Here is a 16730-nt window from a genome sequence, read left to right on the forward strand (position 1 = left end):
TAAAATTTATTTATAAGCCCCCAAAAAGGACAATAAGAATCTTCAGACAGAAATACTACGTAATTGTCGAAAAAAATATTCAAATTGAGTATCTATATTTTTCAGTAAGAAGAGTTCAATAGTAAGTTCAAATATCCTTGCAGATAGCAATATCATCAGAAAAAGTGTATAATTACAAGGAAAGAATTGATGAAAAAATTTATCTATGCAGAAAAATGTTGATGGATTGAGAGGTGATAAGTGTGAGAATTGATAAGATTTGTAAAACGTGTGGATTTGACTCCAATGGTGTGTGTGGCATGTATACCACATGCAAGGAAGGCGAAGAGTGCGATGACTGGGAAGCTTCTTTGGAGTATTATACCGAGATTACGAAAAAAGCACCTTGGTATATTAAGAAACCTTATGATCAATGTAAAATAAGTTATGAAAAATTTCTGGATCTTTTACAACAGGATGAACAGGGAGTCGGTGTAGAAATAAATATTTATGATGCGATTGAAAAAGTATATGAATTAAATTCGGTAGAACTAGCAGGGGTGTTAGATGTGTCTATGGGAGTGTTGGGATATGCCAGCACTCAAAGAACGATACCAAAGAGAAAAAGACAATTTTCAAGCAGGCTACATATTCCGGAAAGCTTCTTTGATGAGTTTTTATCTACACAACTGGATGCATTAAAGAAATGTAGAGAAGAATTTTGTGATTGTTATGGGGACGAGCTGATAGAAAAATTTAAGCAAAATGGTTATGCTGCAATGGAAGCAAAGATAGAAAAACAAAATGCAGTCGATAAAATAAAAAATGAAAAGTATAGGGAAGAAAACCAGAACAGATATCAGTATAAGGAGAAGACAAAAATGTACCATGATCTATCTGATGATTACAAATCCAGGGACTATGTGATTGCGATAACCTTAAAAGAAGGCGATTATTATGGAAATATATTCTATGAATACAGCTCTGGAGGATATGGCTTGTCTGTGGACATAATGGAAGATATTTTGCAATTTATTGAAAATCTGGATTGTGAAGAAATCAATGAGTTAAACGAGGAAGGTCTCTTAAATAATAATATAGCCTTGCAAGCAGACATAAATGGCAAGGATATTCATTTTGAACTGAGAAATGATGCAGGAGAAAAGCTCGAAAAGACAATCCCGGAAGATGAATTGCAAAAATACATTGTTGGTTATGAAATGATCCGGTGCGATGGACGTGGAATGAAAAAGGAACGCAGAAAATGTGGTTCCTGCGAAAATTTTACACCGATAGAAGGCTGTGCAAAAGGAAACTGTTCTGTTAGAGGTGATATCATTCAGAGAAGCAGAATTATATGTTCCCATGATTATGTGTTGAAAGCAGATAAAGTATTATGTTAAAATCGTCTCGTACTATCAATGGAAAAGATGATTGTATAGATTTACTATAGGAATTAGAATATATAAATTGTAAGGATATATTGTGTGATATTGCACTTTATATGATAAAAACAAGATAAAAACGCAATGCATATTTTTAAGATATGCTAGAGCTGGTAGGTAGCCCAGCCGTCCTATGTAAATAGGGTAAGTAACCTGCCCCTCCGGGTTGTCCATTCTTTGTTCAATTCATTTTAGGAGGGATTTTTATGGACAAAACAAATGGAAAACTGACGGTATATTTTGAAGAACCATTTTGGGTAGGCGTATTCGAGCGTATTGAGGATGGTAAATTATCTGTAGCGAAGGTAATATTTGGTGCAGAACCAAAAGATTACGAAGTGCAGGAATATATTCAACAATACTATTTCAGTTTGAAATTCAGTCCGGCTGTTGAAACTGTTGTAAAGGATATAAAAAGAAATCCGAAACGGATGCATCGAGAAGTAAAAAAGCAGACAATAGGGACAGGTATTGGCACAAAATCGCAGCAAGCATTGAAGTTACAGCAGGAACATAACAAACAGGAGCGTAAAGAGAGAAATCGCAAGAAAAAAGAGGCAAAAGAACAGCGAATGTTTGAGTTGAAACAGCAAAAGAAAAGAGAAAAGCATAAGGGGCATTAAAAGCCTCTTGGGCTTTAACTCAAATCGGAATTGACCGAGCGCATTGGGCGAGAGATACTTCTTGTTTGAATGTTGGAATGATTATAGGTATTTGTTTTCGGTATGAAAATACCGTTTATTTATTCCAGACATAAGATGTCCGGTTGAAAATTAACGGATTCTCGTTTTATGTCGTGGTAATTTTGGTGCATATTGGTAAGCTGTAAGTGGAAGAGAGGTAGAGATATGAATACAAAAAAGATTGGAGCTTTTTTAAAGCAATGTCGTAAAGAAAAGAATCTTACGCAAGAACAGCTTGCCGAGAAGTTTGGGGTATCTGCAAGAACAGTTTCCAGATGGGAAACAGGAATAAATATGCCAGATCTCAGTGTACTTGTTCAACTTGCTGAATATTACGATGTTGAGATGAGAGAGCTCCTGGATGGAGAAAGGAGCCAGACTATGAATAAAGATATGAAAGAAACACTGGACAAAGTTGCGGTGTATGAAGAATGGGTGAAACAAAAAGCATTAAAGGCTGGAAATCTTGCATTTGCATCAATGTTTGTGATTGGTGTGTTAGCGATTATTATTCAGATGCTATTAATGGTGGATACTCGTTTGGTTTTGGGAGAGATAGTAACTGCCTTAGTAGGAGGAATCCTATATGTAGCTATTATGGTGTATAATGGAATATGGGATAAATGCCTGCCAAAAAGTGCTGCTATATGGCGAAATTTTCTCACCAGTGTAATATGTGCAGGAATTTTTACAGTCATCTATGGTATATGTTTATTTAGAATGGGAGCTACAGAAACACAGATAACACGATTGGCATTGGGATTTCTGATAGGTATTACTATTGTGTCATTTATTATTCTTAGGACCTTAGCATTTATTAATCGAAAAAGAAATCAGAATTCACCAAATGTTCAGGAGAGAAAAGAAACTTCCCAATCTAAGACAGAATGGACAAAGATTTATAATGCACAGAATATAGTAGAGACAGAACGGCTAGTAGAAATGTTAAAGCAAAATGGAATAGCAGCTTTTTCGCAGGAAGCAGGTGCGAATGTTGTAATGCATGGGGCACCTGGATTTGGAATATATGGTGTGGATATACTCGTGAAAACCTATGATGCAGAGAAGGCAGTACAGCTGATCAAGGAGATTAATAACCAAGAGAATGAAGAAAAATTTTGACATTTCCACACATGCGTGCTAATATGATTATAGAAAAAGAGTGCTACCGATAGACGGTTTGTCCACATACTTAATTGATTGAAAATAACCGTTCAGTTTGCGAGGCTGAAGCGGTTATTTTTGTGTCTTTTTATTATCTTTGCCGAATACCTTTGAGTAACGAGGGAGTGAGATATATGGAGCAATTATTGATTGTTGAAGATGATATTGGTTTGAATCAAGGTTTATGCAAAGCACTGAAAGTAGATGATCGGAAGGTTATTTCCTGCAAAGACCTGAAAACGGCGAAGGAGCAGCTGCTTTGCGGCGGTGTATCCCTGATCCTGTTAGATATCAATCTGCCGGATGGCAGTGGGCTTGAATTGCTACGGGAGGTCAAGGAAACCACACCCGGGATTCCTGTTATTCTGCTGACTGCCAATGATACCGATCTGGACATCGTGGACGGACTGGAGAGGGGCGCTGATGATTACATTACCAAGCCCTTTTCTCTTTCGGTTTTGCGGGCAAGGGTGAATACCCAACTGCGAAAGCAAACGTCAAGCCATAAAAATGCACCGATCCATATTGATCTTTTTCACTTTGACTTTGAAGCAATGACCTTTTATGTGGGAGATTCAAAAGTGGAATTGAGTAAAACAGAACAAAAATTACTGCGTCTGCTTGTTGAAAATCGTGGTCGAACCATGACCCGTGGAGACCTTGTAGACAGGATCTGGACAGATGGTGCTGAATATGTGGATGAAAATGCTTTGTCTGTTACGATCAAGCGTCTGAGGGATAAGCTTGGGGCACAGAAATACATTAAAACCGTCTATGGAATCGGTTATAGCTGGGTGACAAAAGATGAATAAAACCGGCATTGTGATCATACTGCTGTGTTCTCTGGCGGCGGCAGCTGTTGTATTATGGGAGCGGAGAAAGGTCAGAAAAACGATGGAAGAAATCGAAAGGATGCTGGACGCTGCCATGACCGGTTCTTTTTCTGAAATCACTTTTGATGAAAGCCAGCTGTCTGCTTTGGAAACAAAGTTTGCACACTATCTTTCTGCCGCAGAAGCATCTTCTCGAAATATGGCACAGGAAAAAGACAAAATCAAATCCTTGATTGCGGACATTTCGCACCAGACGAAAACGCCGATTGCAAACCTGCTGTTATACAGCGAGCTTTTGATGGAGGAAACTCTTCCTGCATCGGCAAAGGAAAACGTGGAGGCACTGTACAAACAATCGGAAAAGCTACGATTTCTGATTGATTCTCTCGTAAAACTTTCCAGACTGGAAAATGGGATCATTTCACTTTCCCCTCAGCAAGCATCACTTCAGCCGCTGCTTGAAAGCGTAGTAGAACAATATGCCGCCAAGGCTTCTGGAAAAGGATTATCCATATATCTGTACGATACAGATATTTCCGCTACATTTGACTTCAAATGGACAGCGGAAGCACTGGCTAATATTGTAGACAATGCCATCAAATATACGGAGCATGGAACAATCACGATTTCTACCGTAAATTACGAAATGTTTACAAGGATCGATATATCGGATACCGGTTCAGGTATCCCGGAAAACGAGCAGGCAAAGATATTTTCCCGTTTTTATCGTTCAAATGCTGTTCAGGAACAAGAAGGGGTTGGCATCGGCTTATACCTTGCCCGACAGATTATATCCGGTGAGAGCGGTTATATCAAGGTTGCTTCCGTTCCGGGAAAAGGAAGTACGTTTTCCATATTTCTGCCGAAATAACAACAATTCTATCAAAACTGTTAGATTTCATTTTCTGCCGGAAAGAATGTGGAAAGAATCCTATGCGATAATCTGTATGTATCAAAGGATCATTTCCTTTCATACATACAGATTTTTTCATGGAGGTACTCGTTTATGGAGGTTTTACAGGCAAAAGACCTGAAAAAGATTTATGGCTCCGGTAATAACGCAGTTCATGCGTTGGATGGAGTTGATTTAAGTGTGAAGAAGGGAGAGTTTGTTGCAATTGTCGGCACATCCGGATCCGGAAAATCCACGCTGTTGCATATGCTGGGCGGGCTGGATCGCCCTACAAGCGGCACGGTCATAGTGGACGGACAGGATATTTTCTCCCTGAAGGAGGAAGCGCTGACCATCTTTCGCCGCAGGAAAATCGGCTTTGTATTTCAGAACTACAATCTTGTTCCGGTGCTGAATGTATATGAAAATATCATTCTACCCACTGAACTGGATGGCGGAAAGGTAAACAAGGCTTTTGTGCAGCAGATCGTGCAGACGCTTGGACTGAGCGACCGTCTGGATGCCCTGCCCAATCAGCTCTCAGGCGGTCAACAGCAGCGAGTAGCCATTGCCCGTGCGCTGGCGGCAGCACCCGCTATCATTCTGGCAGATGAACCCACCGGCAATCTGGATTCCAAAACCAGCCAGGATGTATTGAGCCTTTTGAAAGTCACCAGTCAAAAGTTCGCCCAGACAATCGTAATGATCACTCACAACGAAGAAATTGCGCAGATGGCAGACCGCATTATCCGTATCGAAGATGGTCGGATCGTCTCCCAGAACTAACGGGAGGTGGCTACGATGAATGTCAAAAATCGAAAATGTATTCGAAAACTCAGCTTAAAATCTCTTTATGCGAACCGTCGTCGCAATCTGATCGCCATTTTTGCCATTGCGCTGACAACGCTGCTATTTACGTCCATGTTCACCATTGTCTTGTCGTTGAACGCCAGTTATGAAACCTACCAGTTTCGGCAGGTAGGCGGCTATGCGCATGGTACCTTTAAGGATGTTTCCCCCGAGCAGGCGGAACGCATCGCTGCCCACCCAAAGGTAAAGGCTACGGGGGCACGGAAGGTAATCGGTATCACTGCGGAGGGGGTCTTTGCCAAAATACCGGCAGAGATCAGCTACATGGATGCCAACTGCACTAAATGGAGCTATGCCACCCCTACTACCGGACGGATGCCCGAAAGCGGCAAAGAGGTAGCCATGGATACGGCAGCGTTGCAGCTGCTTGGCGTAACGCCGGAGCTGGGCGCCGAGGTCACGGTTTCCTATTCCATTACGGACAAGGATCAAACCGCCTTTACTGTAACAGATACCTTTACGCTGGTGGGCTATTGGGACTATGATGAACTAATGCCTGTTCATTACATCAACATCAGCCGTGATTACGCAGATGACATCGAAGCGCAGGCAGTGAAAACAGGTTTACAGCCTTTCCGCACCGATTTGAATGTCATGCTGACCTCCGGCACAAACATTCAAGGGCAGATGGAGCAGGTGGATACCGATCTTGGCTACACATGGGACAGCTATACTGATCCCAACAGCGTCCGGATCGGCGTCAACTGGGGATATACCTCATCCCAGCTGGAGTCGCAGCTCGATCCAGAGCTGATGATCGCCATAGCAGCTTTTTTGCTGCTGGTGATTTTCACGGGGTATCTTATCATCTATAACATTTTTCAGATCTCTGTTGCAGGGGACATCCGGTTTTACGGACTTCTGAAAACCATTGGCACAACGCCCCGGCAGCTCAAACGCATCATTCGCCAGCAGGCACTTCTGCTTTGTCTGATCGGCATTCCGGCGGGGCTGCTGCTGGGCTACGGCATCGGCGCTGTTTTGGTGCCTGTTGTCTTGCACTCCATCCAGTTGAATACAGGCATCACCACCATCAGCACTTCGCCTGTGATCTTCCTTGGTTCTATGCTGTTCGCCTTGTTGACGGTGCTTTTGTCCTGTTCCAAGCCCGGAAAAATGGCAGCCAAGGTCTCTCCGGTGGAGGCTACCAAATATACGGATGTGATGCAGACCAAGAAAAAACGGCGCAGCATCCGAGGAGCAAAGCTCCATCAGATGGCCTTTGCCAATCTGGGACGAAACAAGAAAAAGACGGTACTGGTGGTGTTGTCTCTGGCACTGTCGGTGACACTGTTCAATGCGCTGTGTGCCTTTGTGGGCGGCTTCAGCATGGAGAAGTATGTATCCTCCATGACCTGCGCCGATTTTATCGTCAGCACTCCCGACTATTTTCGTTATAACCCAGCAGATGAATTCATCACGCCAGAACAGATCGGAGAGATCGCAGCAAACACAAAGGCCAGTCTTTCCGGCACGGGATATGCTGTGCGAAAACCCGCATATCTGTGGATGACGGAGGATGCTCTGCGGCAGGACTATGCAAGGTACGAAAGCGCCGAGCAGTTGGACAGCCATATGAGCCGCATGGAGCACCGGGGCAATATGGTGATGGGAGATACCAGAATCGAGGCTCTGGATAACAGTCTGTTTGACAAGCTGCAAGTGCTCGACGGAGATATTTCTCCTATGCTGGAGCCGGACAATAACGCCATTGCCATTGCGGTTTCCTTAGATGACTACGGTAATCTGCTCAATCCTGAATACTACCCCAAGGTGGGAGACACGATCACGGCTACCTATGCGGATGATGTGAAATATATCGACAGCCGCACCGGAGAACTCCGCACCGAAGATACACCGGAGGAGTACCGTCAGAAAAAACTGTATGGAGCCAGAGATGTAGAGTACACGGTCTGCGCCTTGGTAGAACTTCCGAATTCCATGAGTTATCGTTATAGCGGCGTTGGCTATGATGCAGTTTTGTCTGTGGACACCGCACAGAGGGACAGCGGTGGTGCAGCCATTCCGATGCTCTACCTGTTCGACACAGCGGACGAAGTTGACGAGGCCGAAGCAGAGCAATATCTGTCAAAGCTCACGGCCGGTGAGTTTTCGCCCTTGATGTATGAAAGCAAAGCCACGGTTCGCTCTGAGTTTGCTCAGTTCCGGCAGATGTTCCTTCTGATCGGTGGTATCCTTTGTGCTATCATTGGGCTGGTGGGACTCTTAAATTTCTTCAACGCCATGATGACCGGTATTCTTTCCCGCCGCCGGGAATTTGCTGTGCTTCAGGCTGTAGGAATGACGCCCCGACAGCTCAAAACCATGCTGATCTACGAGGGGTTGTTTTACGCAATGTCTTCCGTATCGGTGGCCTTTGTGCTTTCACTGGCGGTGGGACCTCTTGCGGGGAAAATGCTGGGCAGTATGTTCTGGTTCTTTGAGTATCGGTTCACCATTCTGCCTGTCCTGCTGACAATTCCGGTATTTCTTCTGCTTGGGTGGCTGATTCCTTGCATGATGTATGATAACGCAGCGAAATGCAGCATTGTAGATCAGTTAAGGGATGCTCAATAATTGTTAAGCCCCAAATAGCCCTCTGTCAATGAAAAGGCTGAGGGCTGGAATTCAAATAATAATCAAAGTGACCATTACACTGGCCAGCGGCAAGAAACAGGTCATTTCCGTTACTGTGCAAAAAACAACAGTAAGAACAACAAAGATCACCGGACTGAAATCAAGCGTGACTGTTGCAAAGAATAAAAAAACTTACGCTGAAACCGGTCATCAGCCCAATCACTTCCCAGGAGAAAGTTACCTACAGTTCTTCAAATAAGAAGATCGCAACGGTAAGTTCCAGTGGTGTGATCACCGGAAAGAAAAAGGGAACAGAAAAGTTATCAATGATCCAATTTCAGAAAGAGCAAAAGAAATATGGGAATATATTGCACCCCGATATGGAATTGTTTTGGAGGAATGGAATCATGATATTGACCATGTGCATGTAATGTTTCGTGCACAGCCTAAAACGGAACTCAGTAAATTTATCAATGCATATAAAAGTGCCAGCAGCAGGCTGCTGAAAAAAGAGTATCCGGAAATCCGGGAAAAACTTTGGAAAGAAGCATTCTGGAGTCAGAGTTTCTGCCTTTTGACGGCAGGAGGCGCACCAGTTGAAGTGATCCGTCAATACATCGAAACCCAGGGAGAGAAAAAGAATTGAACATAGCATATCGTTTCCGGATCTATCCAACAGAAGAACAGAAGATACTTCTGGGAAAAACATTTGGCTGCTGCCGTTTTCTGTATAACCAGATGCTTAATGACAAGATCCGGGAGTATAAAAAGACGAAAAACTGTTAAAAAATACACCAGCCATGTATAAAAAGGAGTATTCATTTCTGAAAGAAGTAGATTCGCTGGCACTGGCAAATGTTCAGCTTCATTTGGAGAAAGCATATAAGAATTTTTTCCGTGATCCCAAGGTTGGATTTCCACGTTTCAAGTCAAAACATCACTCCAAAAACAGCTACACAACAAATGTAGTCAACGGAAATATTCTGGTAGAAGATAAGCGGATCCGGCTTCCCAAATTAAAATGGATCTCCATGAAAAAACACAGGGAGTCTGCAGAAAACTGCTGTCTGAAATCAGTGACAGTCAGTATGGAGCCGTCCGGAAAGTATTTTGCAAGTCTGCTGTATGAAGGATACAGCTGCGAAAACCAAGCAGCAGATGGAGATTACAGCAATGCCAAAATACTGGGGATTGATTATGCGATGCAGGGGATGGCTGTGTTTTCAGAAGAGATTGAACTTGAAAAAGCAGGATTCTTCAGAAGAAATGAAAAAAGGCTGGCAAGGGAGCAGCGTAAACTGTCGAGATGTGTAAAAGAAAGCCGCAATTATGTGCGGCAGAAAAAGAAAGTTGCCAGGTGCCATGAAAAAATACGAAACCAGAGAAAGGATTATCTGCATAAACTGAGCCGCAGGATCACAGACCAGTACGATATAGTCGCGGTAGAAGATATTGATATGAAAGCAATGGGCCAGTGCCTGCACTTTGGGAAAAGTGTACAGGATAATGGATACGGGATGTTCCGGAATATGCTGGATTATAAGCTTGCCTGGAAGGGAAAGAAATTAGTAAAGATAGACCGCTTTTTCCCTTCAAGCAAAAAATGCAGTAAATGCGGAAAGATAAAAAAGAGCTGGGATTATCCGAAAGAGTATACCGCTGCACGTGTGGAAATGAGATGGACAGAGATCGAAATGCAGCGATCAATATCCGTGAAGAGGCAAGAAGGATGCTGGCAGTATAAACTGTCCGTATCCGGACAATAAGTAAGAAAATGCGCCCGTGTCCGGGCAAAAGAATCGCGGGGCACGCGAGGATAGCTTGTAGATACTTGGCTCAGTAGAGTCATTGAGCAAGAAGCCCCCACTTCAAAATCTGGGATTTAAGTGGTGGGAGCATGTCACACAGTTGAGAAAAGGAAGGTTTGTGTATGGCAAAAATAGAAAGAAGCATAAATGAAGATTTCGATCAGTTACTTTCAAATATCGAAAACGGAATATTAAATAGCAGTATATCAGCAACTTTAGAAGATGCCAGTGATTTTCAAAGTGGGACTGCGCGTTGCAGTGTTCGTATTTTTGAACGTTACAGCTATGCTGGAGGAAACAGAGTGAGTCTCAATATTACACTTTTTCAAAACGGTGAAGATCCTGTTCAACTTTCTGCAATTACGGCAGGAGGAAGCCAGGCTGTGTTTTTCAAAATTAATACATTAGGGGAAGAGGCATTTCTTGATAAGTTGATTGAGCTGTTGGATGTGTAACTTTCTTTTGAAGATAATAAATGCGCTGGATTGATTGCAGTATTTTATGGAATCGATATAAATATCAGCAGCCCATCACAGCAGTATATAAGCAGTAAATCTTGAAAAAGGTTTGCTGCTTTTTTGCGCTAATTCCCTTATGAGCTTATTTGCTTAAAGGGGAATCTGATCCATATACTTCCAGCATAGACTTGTAATTACCTGGGTCTGTTTGGGTAAAGTTGATTTTATATAGTGAACATTTAACTTCGTTTGGAAAAGTTGTGTTTTAACAGGGTGAGATGCTGACAATAGAGCAGTTTCGTAGTGAAGAGATGCAGAATTTATATCAGCAATATCTGGTATCCGGACCGGTAGAATGCGTGAAGGATCTGTTCAAAAATATGGAAATAAAAAATCCAGAAGAGAAAGCAGTTAAATTTTATGCAAATATGTTTTTCTATTATAGTGTATATGATGGGGCAGCAGATAAAGCGAAAGTAAAAGGTCAGTTTGAACATATGCTGAACAAAATTGTAGAAGAAATGAAAATTACAGAACAAAAAATATGAGAGCCAGATGCGTAAGACGCAGAGTCGTTAATACTGATAGTTAAGAAATATTCAGGATTATCGGTTTTTTGTTTACAATCATTCGAAAGGAGACTAAAAAATGGGAAAAAGTAATATTATGATTCGTTTAGAGAAAAAGGAAGAACATCAGAAAGTAGAAAATCTGATAAGAGAAAGTTTTTGGAATGTATATCGTCCAGGATGCCTTGAGCATTATGTATTGCATCAGCTCCGAAATGATCCGGCATTTGTTCCAGAACCGGATCAGAGCAATGGTAAGTGCAGCTATGAAACAGATAAGAATCTTTTGGACGATTATCTGAAGTGGTTTTGTGAGGAAAATGCCATATGATAAAGAAAAAGAATTTATTGAATTATTGCGGTAAGTGACCTTAGTGCATCGAATGCACCATCGTATCAGTTATGGAATCAGCTAAGCAGTCTGTACAATGTATGTACTCTGGTGTGTGCAATGATGGTATATATAGGCATTCGTTTATAAGTTAGTGGATGGCCGTTACATGGATTGTACTAATACTGTCTATATTTATGATGGAAAAGACACATGGACAGATACAAATGGTGTGGAGTGGAACCAGGAAGTGATATAGTTTTGTCAGAAGCAAAAAACAGGTTGCTGAATAGACATAATCTATATTATAATATGTTTATAGCAAAACTCACTTGGAGGTGATAGCATGCCATTATTGAAAGAAGAAGCTTATACTATAGATGATATATATGCTTTACCAGATGGAGAAAGAGCAGAACTGATTGATGGTCGTATGTATATGATGGCACCACCAAGCCGAAAACATCAGAAAATATCAATGGAACTTTCTGGTATCATTCGTGAATATATCCGTTCACATAAAGGAAAGTGTGAAATATATGCAGCACCGTTTGCTGTTTATCTGGATGAAAGAAGCAATACTTATGTAGAGCCAGACATTTCTGTAATTTGTGATTTAGATAAGCTTGATGATAGAGGGTGTAAGGGTGCGCCTGATTGGATTATTGAGATTGTATCACCAGCAAGTAAGAAAATGGACTACCTGTTAAAGCTTCTGAAATATCGTTCAGCAGGTGTTAAGGAATATTGGATTGTTGATCCTGAGAAGAATCGTGTTATAGTATATAATTTTACTGGTGATGAAAGTATCAATGAATATACCTTACAGGATTCTATCAAAGTAGGAATCTATGATGATCTTGCGATTGATTTTGGAAGTATGGAATTATAGGTGATTTTATGGATAAAAAACAATATGCTTTAGAGAAGAACGGAAATGAATCAGATAGCATGAAAGCCTTCGGGAGTTAATCCTGGGGGCTTTTCTCATAGTGAAAGCCTCCCGGAGAATTGCTCTGGGAGGCTTTTGTCAGGTTATTTTTCAGAAAGGTTTACTGTATTGGTTCGAAATCTACAGCACCATGTTTACAAAGTGGGCATATGAAGTCTTCCGGAAGTTCATCACCTTCGTAAATATATCCGCAAATTTTGCATACAAACCCTTTTTTGCCCTCTGTCTGAGGTTTCGGTTTTACATTTTGCTGATAATAGGTATAGGTCATAGTATCCTGATCACTCATGACACGAGCTTCAGTGACACTACAGATAAACATTCCGTGTGTGCCCAGGTCCACATATTGTTCTACTTTCAGTGACATGAACGCATTGATATATTTGTCAAGAAAGATGAGACCGTTTCCGGAACGGTTGATTTTCTCACCTGCAAATTTATCAACAGTTCTTCCTGACTGGAAACCAAACTGCTGGAAGATGGAAAATGGTGCATCAACAGACAGACAGTTAACATTCATAATGCCGGTCTGTTGTATTACATGATGAGAGTAGTTGGCTTTGTTGATATTTACCGCTACACGATAGGGATTGTCTGTCAACTGGGTAACAGTGTTAACGATCAGACCATTATCCTTTCTGCCATCGTTGGAAGTTACGACATAAAGTCCATAACCAATGCGGAAAAGAGCTGTCATATCGTTTTTGTTTGCCAGAGAGTCGTCTTTTGCGATATATTCCTTGCAGAGTTCGTCAGCCATTGCATCAATTTCTCTGCGGTTTTCTTCTTTGACAGTAGACCAGATGTGTACGGAGTTCTTTAACCAGTCTATTTTAGTACATTTATTCATCATTTCTTTCATGATTTTTGCAGCTAAAGGTGCCCAGCTTCCGTTTTCGATGAGACCGACAGTGCGGTTTTGATAGTTGTGTTCTACCAGTCTGGTGATAAAATCATTCATGAATGGATAAATACTTGCATTATAAGTAGTAGTTGCAAGAATCAGCTTGGGATAGCGGAAAGCATCGCTGATTGCCTGGGACATATCGTCTCTTGCAAGATCATAGACCAGGACTTTGGGACATCCTCTGGATTTCAGTTTATCGGCAAGTAAAGAAACTGCAGTTCTGGTATGACCATATACAGAAGTGTACGCAATAACAATTCCATCCGCTTCCGGCGTATAGGATGACCATAAATCATAAAGATGAATATAATGTCCAAGATTTTCTGTAAGGACAGGACCGTGCAGCGGACAGATGATCTGAATATCGAGGGTGGCTGCAACTTTCAGGAGGTTCTGCACCTGCTTTCCGTATTTCCCTACGATTCCGATAAAGTATCTTCTTGCTTCATCATCCCAGGATTCTTCTACATCCAGCGCGCCGAATTTGCCAAATCCGTCAGCGGAAAAAAGTACCTTATCTGTACTGTCATAAGTAACCATAACCTCTGGCCAGTGTACCATTGGAGCAAATACAAAAGTAAGTTGATGATATCCAAGAGAAAGAGTGCCGCCGTTTTCCATTTCTATTTTCTGATTGCTCAAATCAAGCTCAAAGAAATTACGGATCATATGGAAAGCTTTTGCTGTAGCCACAACAGTAGTATTCGGATAAACTTTCAAAAAATTGGCAATATTTGCAGCATGGTCAGGTTCCATATGCTGTACGATGAGATAATCAGGAGTGCGTCCCTCCAGAACCTGTTGGATATTATCCAACCATTGATGAGTAAAATCTGCATCTACAGTGTCCATAACTGCTATTTTTTCATCTAAAATCACATAGGAATTATATGACATTCCATTTGGGACTTTGTACTGACCTTCGAACAGGTCAATTCGATGATCGTTTACACCGACATATTTAATAGTTTCTGTAATTTTCATGTAGTTCCTCCCATTTTTATTGAGTGAATAAATAATGTTTTGAATTTATTAACATGATAACATAGAATAAAAGATAATTCTGTTGCAAAAGTCACAAAAAGAAAGCTTTATTGATAAAAATGTGATATACTAAAAAAAATCAGGAGGAATGCTTATGCCGCATATTACGTTATTTACAGATATTCTGCCCGGAGAACAGGAAAGAATGCGTGTTTGTTTTCGGGCAAGAGAACTTGTTTTTAAAAATGGTGAGACAGTTATGGAATATTCTAACACCATGAATAAAGTCGGCTTGATCCTTTATGGCCGGGCTACATTATACTGTTGTGATAAAGATGGCAATCAATATATGATTGATGAATTGAAAAAAGATGCAGTTTTTGGAGAACCCTTTTTGCTTCCGGCTGATTCCCAGCATTATTATGTGAAAGCAGAGGAAGAAACAAAAGTAATGTTTATTGATTATGAACATGTGATTAAAAGGTGCGAGAAGGCCTGCCATCATCACAGCCAGATGATCAGCAATCTTCTGCAGATGACTGCTTTACAGTCCAGACAGCAAATGCAGAGGATTTATATTTTGTCCAGAGCTACTACAAGGAAAAAGCTGCTTGCGTATCTGAATGGACTTTCTGCGGAAAAACACAGCTGCAAAGTACATATTCCAATGTCTTATACAGCATTGGCTCAATATCTTGGGGTGGACAGAAGTGCTATGACAAGGGAATTAAAAAGCTTGGAAGAGGAAGGAATCCTGGTAAAAGAAGGCAGAGATATTGTGTTTCCTTACAGATTAAATTTATAATGCGTTCGTAGATTTGAGAGAATAACAGTGGCAAATATAACTCTGGTGCATAAACTACCAGGAAAGTAGTTTTGTGGGAGTTTGTATGGCTTTGGATAAGAATAGACAGATGCAGTGGGAAAATGTGGATAGGGGACGGTATCAGGTGTCGGTAGTGGATCGGTTAAGTAACCGACCTGTGGAGAATGCACGGGTAAAGATTTCTTATACAGGAGACCCTGATTCTGTGATCGAAGAGCTGGTAACGAATTCATCAGGACGGACACCTGTGATTGATTTGAAAACACCGCCACTGGAGTACAGTATGGAACCGGTGGAACAGCAACCATATGCGGAATATACAATACAGATTGATGCAGAAGGGTTCGAGTCTGAGGAAGTGGCTGGAAGTGAGGTACTTCCACAGGTGCTGTCCAGTCAGCCAGTGATGCTTGCTGCCAGATCTGTTTCGGAAGAATACCAACGGATCGTAATTCCGCCTCATACATTGTTTTATGAATATCCGCCAAAGATTGAGGAAGCGGAGATCAAACCGATGAATGAGACAGGGGAGATTGTGCTAAGTAAAGTTGTAGTGCCGGAATATGTGATCGTACATGACGGTCCGGTGGGAGATACTTCAGCAGAAAATTACTATGTGAGATATAAAGATTATATAAAAAATGTGGCCAGCAGTGAAATTTATGCAACATGGCCGGAGGATACGATAAGGGCTAATGTTCTGGCAATTATGTCCTTTACATTAAACCGGGTTTATACGGAGTGGTACCGGAATAAAGGCAAGGATTATACGATTACTTCGTCTACTGCCTATGATCATAAATGGATTCGTGGCAGGAATATATTTGACAGTATTGACCGGATCGTGGATGAGCTTTTTGAAAATTACCTTTCCAGACCAAATGTAAGGCAGCCGATCCTGACACAGTATTGTGATGGAAAACAGGTTCAGTGCCGTAACAGAGGGTGGATGACGCAATGGGGAAGTAAAGCGCTGGGGGATCAGGGATATTCTGCTATTGAGATATTGAGAGCATTTTATGGAAATGATATGTATATCAATGTGGCAGAGGCTGTTTCAGGTGTCCCTGCATCCTGGCCGGGATTTGACCTGACTTTGGGCGTATCTGGCAGTAAGGTGACACAAATCCAGGAACAGCTGAATGCGATAGCGGATGCTTATCCGGCACTTCCAAAAGTGACGGTGGATGGAATATACGGTAAGGAAACCCAAAATGCAGTTCGTATTTTTCAAGGCATTTTTGGTTTGGGAGAAACAGGGATTGTAGATTATCTTACATGGTATAAAATCCAGGAAATCTATGTAGCGGTAAGCAGGATTGCTGAACTTAACTGAAGCAAGTAGCGAAGCGGATTGCGAATATCCGCTTGACCTGAATCAAGTAAGTTCCCTGCGGGGGTTGCGAACATTCGCTTGAACTGAGTCATGGGTATGGGAGTCCGGAGAAATAA

The 16730-nt window shown here is 41.6% G+C and carries 17 protein-coding genes and 1 pseudogene; 17 read left to right on the plus strand and 1 reads right to left on the minus strand.

Features of this window, described 5'->3' with window-relative positions; translation table 11 throughout:
* Positions 1–242: 242 nt before the first annotated feature.
* From H8Z82_RS04635 to H8Z82_RS04700, 15 genes and pseudogenes are all read left to right on the plus strand, one after another.
* Complete coding sequence (locus tag H8Z82_RS04635; protein ID WP_186994420.1) at positions 243–1382, plus strand: hypothetical protein; 1140 nt, start codon at positions 243–245, stop codon at positions 1380–1382.
* A 248-nt stretch (positions 1383–1630) separates the two neighbouring features.
* A complete protein-coding gene (locus H8Z82_RS04640) occupies positions 1631–2047 on the plus strand; it encodes a YjdF family protein (protein WP_015525019.1) in 417 nt (138 codons plus the stop codon).
* A gap of 225 nt (positions 2048–2272) precedes the next feature.
* Positions 2273–3229, plus strand: a complete 957-nt coding sequence (locus H8Z82_RS04645; RefSeq protein ID WP_186994421.1) for a helix-turn-helix domain-containing protein — start codon at positions 2273–2275, stop codon at positions 3227–3229.
* A 176-nt stretch (positions 3230–3405) separates the two neighbouring features.
* The gene (locus tag H8Z82_RS04650; protein ID WP_055053976.1) at positions 3406–4083 is read left to right on the plus strand and encodes a response regulator transcription factor; all 678 of its coding nucleotides are present in this window, start codon (positions 3406–3408) and stop codon (positions 4081–4083) included.
* Complete coding sequence (locus H8Z82_RS04655; protein WP_055053975.1) at positions 4076–4975, plus strand: sensor histidine kinase; 900 nt, start codon at positions 4076–4078, stop codon at positions 4973–4975. The genes H8Z82_RS04650 and H8Z82_RS04655 overlap by 8 nt, the downstream gene beginning before the upstream one ends.
* Before the next feature lie 135 nt (positions 4976–5110).
* Entirely contained in the window at positions 5111–5782 is a 672-nt protein-coding gene (locus tag H8Z82_RS04660) for an ABC transporter ATP-binding protein (RefSeq protein WP_186994422.1), read from the plus strand.
* A 15-nt stretch (positions 5783–5797) separates the two neighbouring features.
* The gene (locus tag H8Z82_RS04665; RefSeq protein WP_186994423.1) at positions 5798–8443 is read left to right on the plus strand and encodes an ABC transporter permease; all 2646 of its coding nucleotides are present in this window, start codon (positions 5798–5800) and stop codon (positions 8441–8443) included.
* Positions 8444–8510: 67 nt separating this feature from the next.
* Entirely contained in the window at positions 8511–8702 is a 192-nt protein-coding gene (locus H8Z82_RS17080; RefSeq protein WP_207724623.1) for a hypothetical protein, read from the plus strand.
* Positions 8703–8747: 45 nt separating this feature from the next.
* Positions 8748–9089 (plus strand): annotated as a pseudogene (gene tnpA, locus H8Z82_RS04675) (IS200/IS605 family transposase); the annotation flags it as partial.
* The gene (locus H8Z82_RS17705; protein ID WP_207664659.1) at positions 9086–9229 is read left to right on the plus strand and encodes a helix-turn-helix domain-containing protein; all 144 of its coding nucleotides are present in this window, start codon (positions 9086–9088) and stop codon (positions 9227–9229) included. The pseudogene tnpA and the gene H8Z82_RS17705, both read left to right, overlap by 4 nt.
* A gap of 14 nt (positions 9230–9243) precedes the next feature.
* Complete coding sequence (locus tag H8Z82_RS04680; RefSeq protein ID WP_456298237.1) at positions 9244–10209, plus strand: RNA-guided endonuclease TnpB family protein; 966 nt, start codon at positions 9244–9246, stop codon at positions 10207–10209.
* Positions 10210–10373: 164 nt separating this feature from the next.
* A complete protein-coding gene (locus tag H8Z82_RS04685) occupies positions 10374–10706 on the plus strand; it encodes a DUF6054 family protein (protein WP_019162084.1) in 333 nt (110 codons plus the stop codon).
* Positions 10707–10987: 281 nt separating this feature from the next.
* A complete protein-coding gene (locus tag H8Z82_RS04690) occupies positions 10988–11257 on the plus strand; it encodes a hypothetical protein (RefSeq protein WP_243176394.1) in 270 nt (89 codons plus the stop codon).
* 100 nt (positions 11258–11357) lie between these two features.
* Positions 11358–11609 carry a hypothetical protein gene (locus tag H8Z82_RS17090; RefSeq protein WP_207724624.1) on the plus strand — a complete coding sequence of 84 codons (252 nt, stop codon included), beginning with the start codon at positions 11358–11360 and terminating at the stop codon, positions 11607–11609.
* Positions 11610–11955: 346 nt separating this feature from the next.
* Complete coding sequence (locus H8Z82_RS04700) at positions 11956–12501, plus strand: Uma2 family endonuclease (protein ID WP_186994424.1); 546 nt, start codon at positions 11956–11958, stop codon at positions 12499–12501.
* Positions 12502–12661: 160 nt separating this feature from the next.
* On the opposite strand, the gene H8Z82_RS04705 is transcribed toward H8Z82_RS04700, so the two are convergent.
* On the minus strand, positions 12662–14452 hold the full coding sequence (locus H8Z82_RS04705) for a flavin reductase (protein WP_186994425.1): 1791 nt from the start codon (positions 14450–14452) through the stop codon (positions 12662–12664).
* A 154-nt stretch (positions 14453–14606) separates the two neighbouring features.
* Here H8Z82_RS04705 and H8Z82_RS04710 point away from each other — a divergent pair, with 154 nt between their 5' ends.
* A complete protein-coding gene (locus H8Z82_RS04710) occupies positions 14607–15257 on the plus strand; it encodes a Crp/Fnr family transcriptional regulator (protein ID WP_186994426.1) in 651 nt (216 codons plus the stop codon).
* 109 nt (positions 15258–15366) lie between these two features.
* Positions 15367–16614 (plus strand): peptidoglycan-binding protein, encoded by a 1248-nt coding sequence (locus H8Z82_RS04715; RefSeq protein ID WP_334298250.1) that lies wholly within the window; start codon positions 15367–15369, stop codon positions 16612–16614.
* The last annotated feature ends 116 nt before the right edge of the window (positions 16615–16730 follow it).

It is taken from the genome of Blautia difficilis (assembly GCF_014297245.1).
GTDB lineage: Bacteria > Bacillota > Clostridia > Lachnospirales > Lachnospiraceae > Blautia_A > Blautia_A difficilis.

Coding starts and splice junctions, on each gene's coding strand:
- H8Z82_RS04650 (WP_055053976.1), top strand. CDS start 3,406: ATGGAGCAATTATTGATTGTTGAAGATGATATTGGTTTGAATCAAGGT.
- H8Z82_RS04640 (WP_015525019.1), top strand. CDS start 1,631: ATGGACAAAACAAATGGAAAACTGACGGTATATTTTGAAGAACCATTT.
- H8Z82_RS04715 (WP_334298250.1), top strand. CDS start 15,367: ATGCAGTGGGAAAATGTGGATAGGGGACGGTATCAGGTGTCGGTAGTG.
- H8Z82_RS04665 (WP_186994423.1), top strand. CDS start 5,798: ATGAATGTCAAAAATCGAAAATGTATTCGAAAACTCAGCTTAAAATCT.
- H8Z82_RS04700 (WP_186994424.1), top strand. CDS start 11,956: ATGCCATTATTGAAAGAAGAAGCTTATACTATAGATGATATATATGCT.
- H8Z82_RS04710 (WP_186994426.1), top strand. CDS start 14,607: ATGCCGCATATTACGTTATTTACAGATATTCTGCCCGGAGAACAGGAA.
- H8Z82_RS04685 (WP_019162084.1), top strand. CDS start 10,374: ATGGCAAAAATAGAAAGAAGCATAAATGAAGATTTCGATCAGTTACTT.
- H8Z82_RS04655 (WP_055053975.1), top strand. CDS start 4,076: ATGAATAAAACCGGCATTGTGATCATACTGCTGTGTTCTCTGGCGGCG.
- H8Z82_RS17090 (WP_207724624.1), top strand. CDS start 11,358: ATGGGAAAAAGTAATATTATGATTCGTTTAGAGAAAAAGGAAGAACAT.
- H8Z82_RS04645 (WP_186994421.1), top strand. CDS start 2,273: ATGAATACAAAAAAGATTGGAGCTTTTTTAAAGCAATGTCGTAAAGAA.
- H8Z82_RS04690 (WP_243176394.1), top strand. CDS start 10,988: ATGCTGACAATAGAGCAGTTTCGTAGTGAAGAGATGCAGAATTTATAT.
- H8Z82_RS04680 (WP_456298237.1), top strand. CDS start 9,244: ATGTATAAAAAGGAGTATTCATTTCTGAAAGAAGTAGATTCGCTGGCA.
- H8Z82_RS04660 (WP_186994422.1), top strand. CDS start 5,111: ATGGAGGTTTTACAGGCAAAAGACCTGAAAAAGATTTATGGCTCCGGT.
- H8Z82_RS04705 (WP_186994425.1), bottom strand. CDS start 14,452: ATGAAAATTACAGAAACTATTAAATATGTCGGTGTAAACGATCATCGA.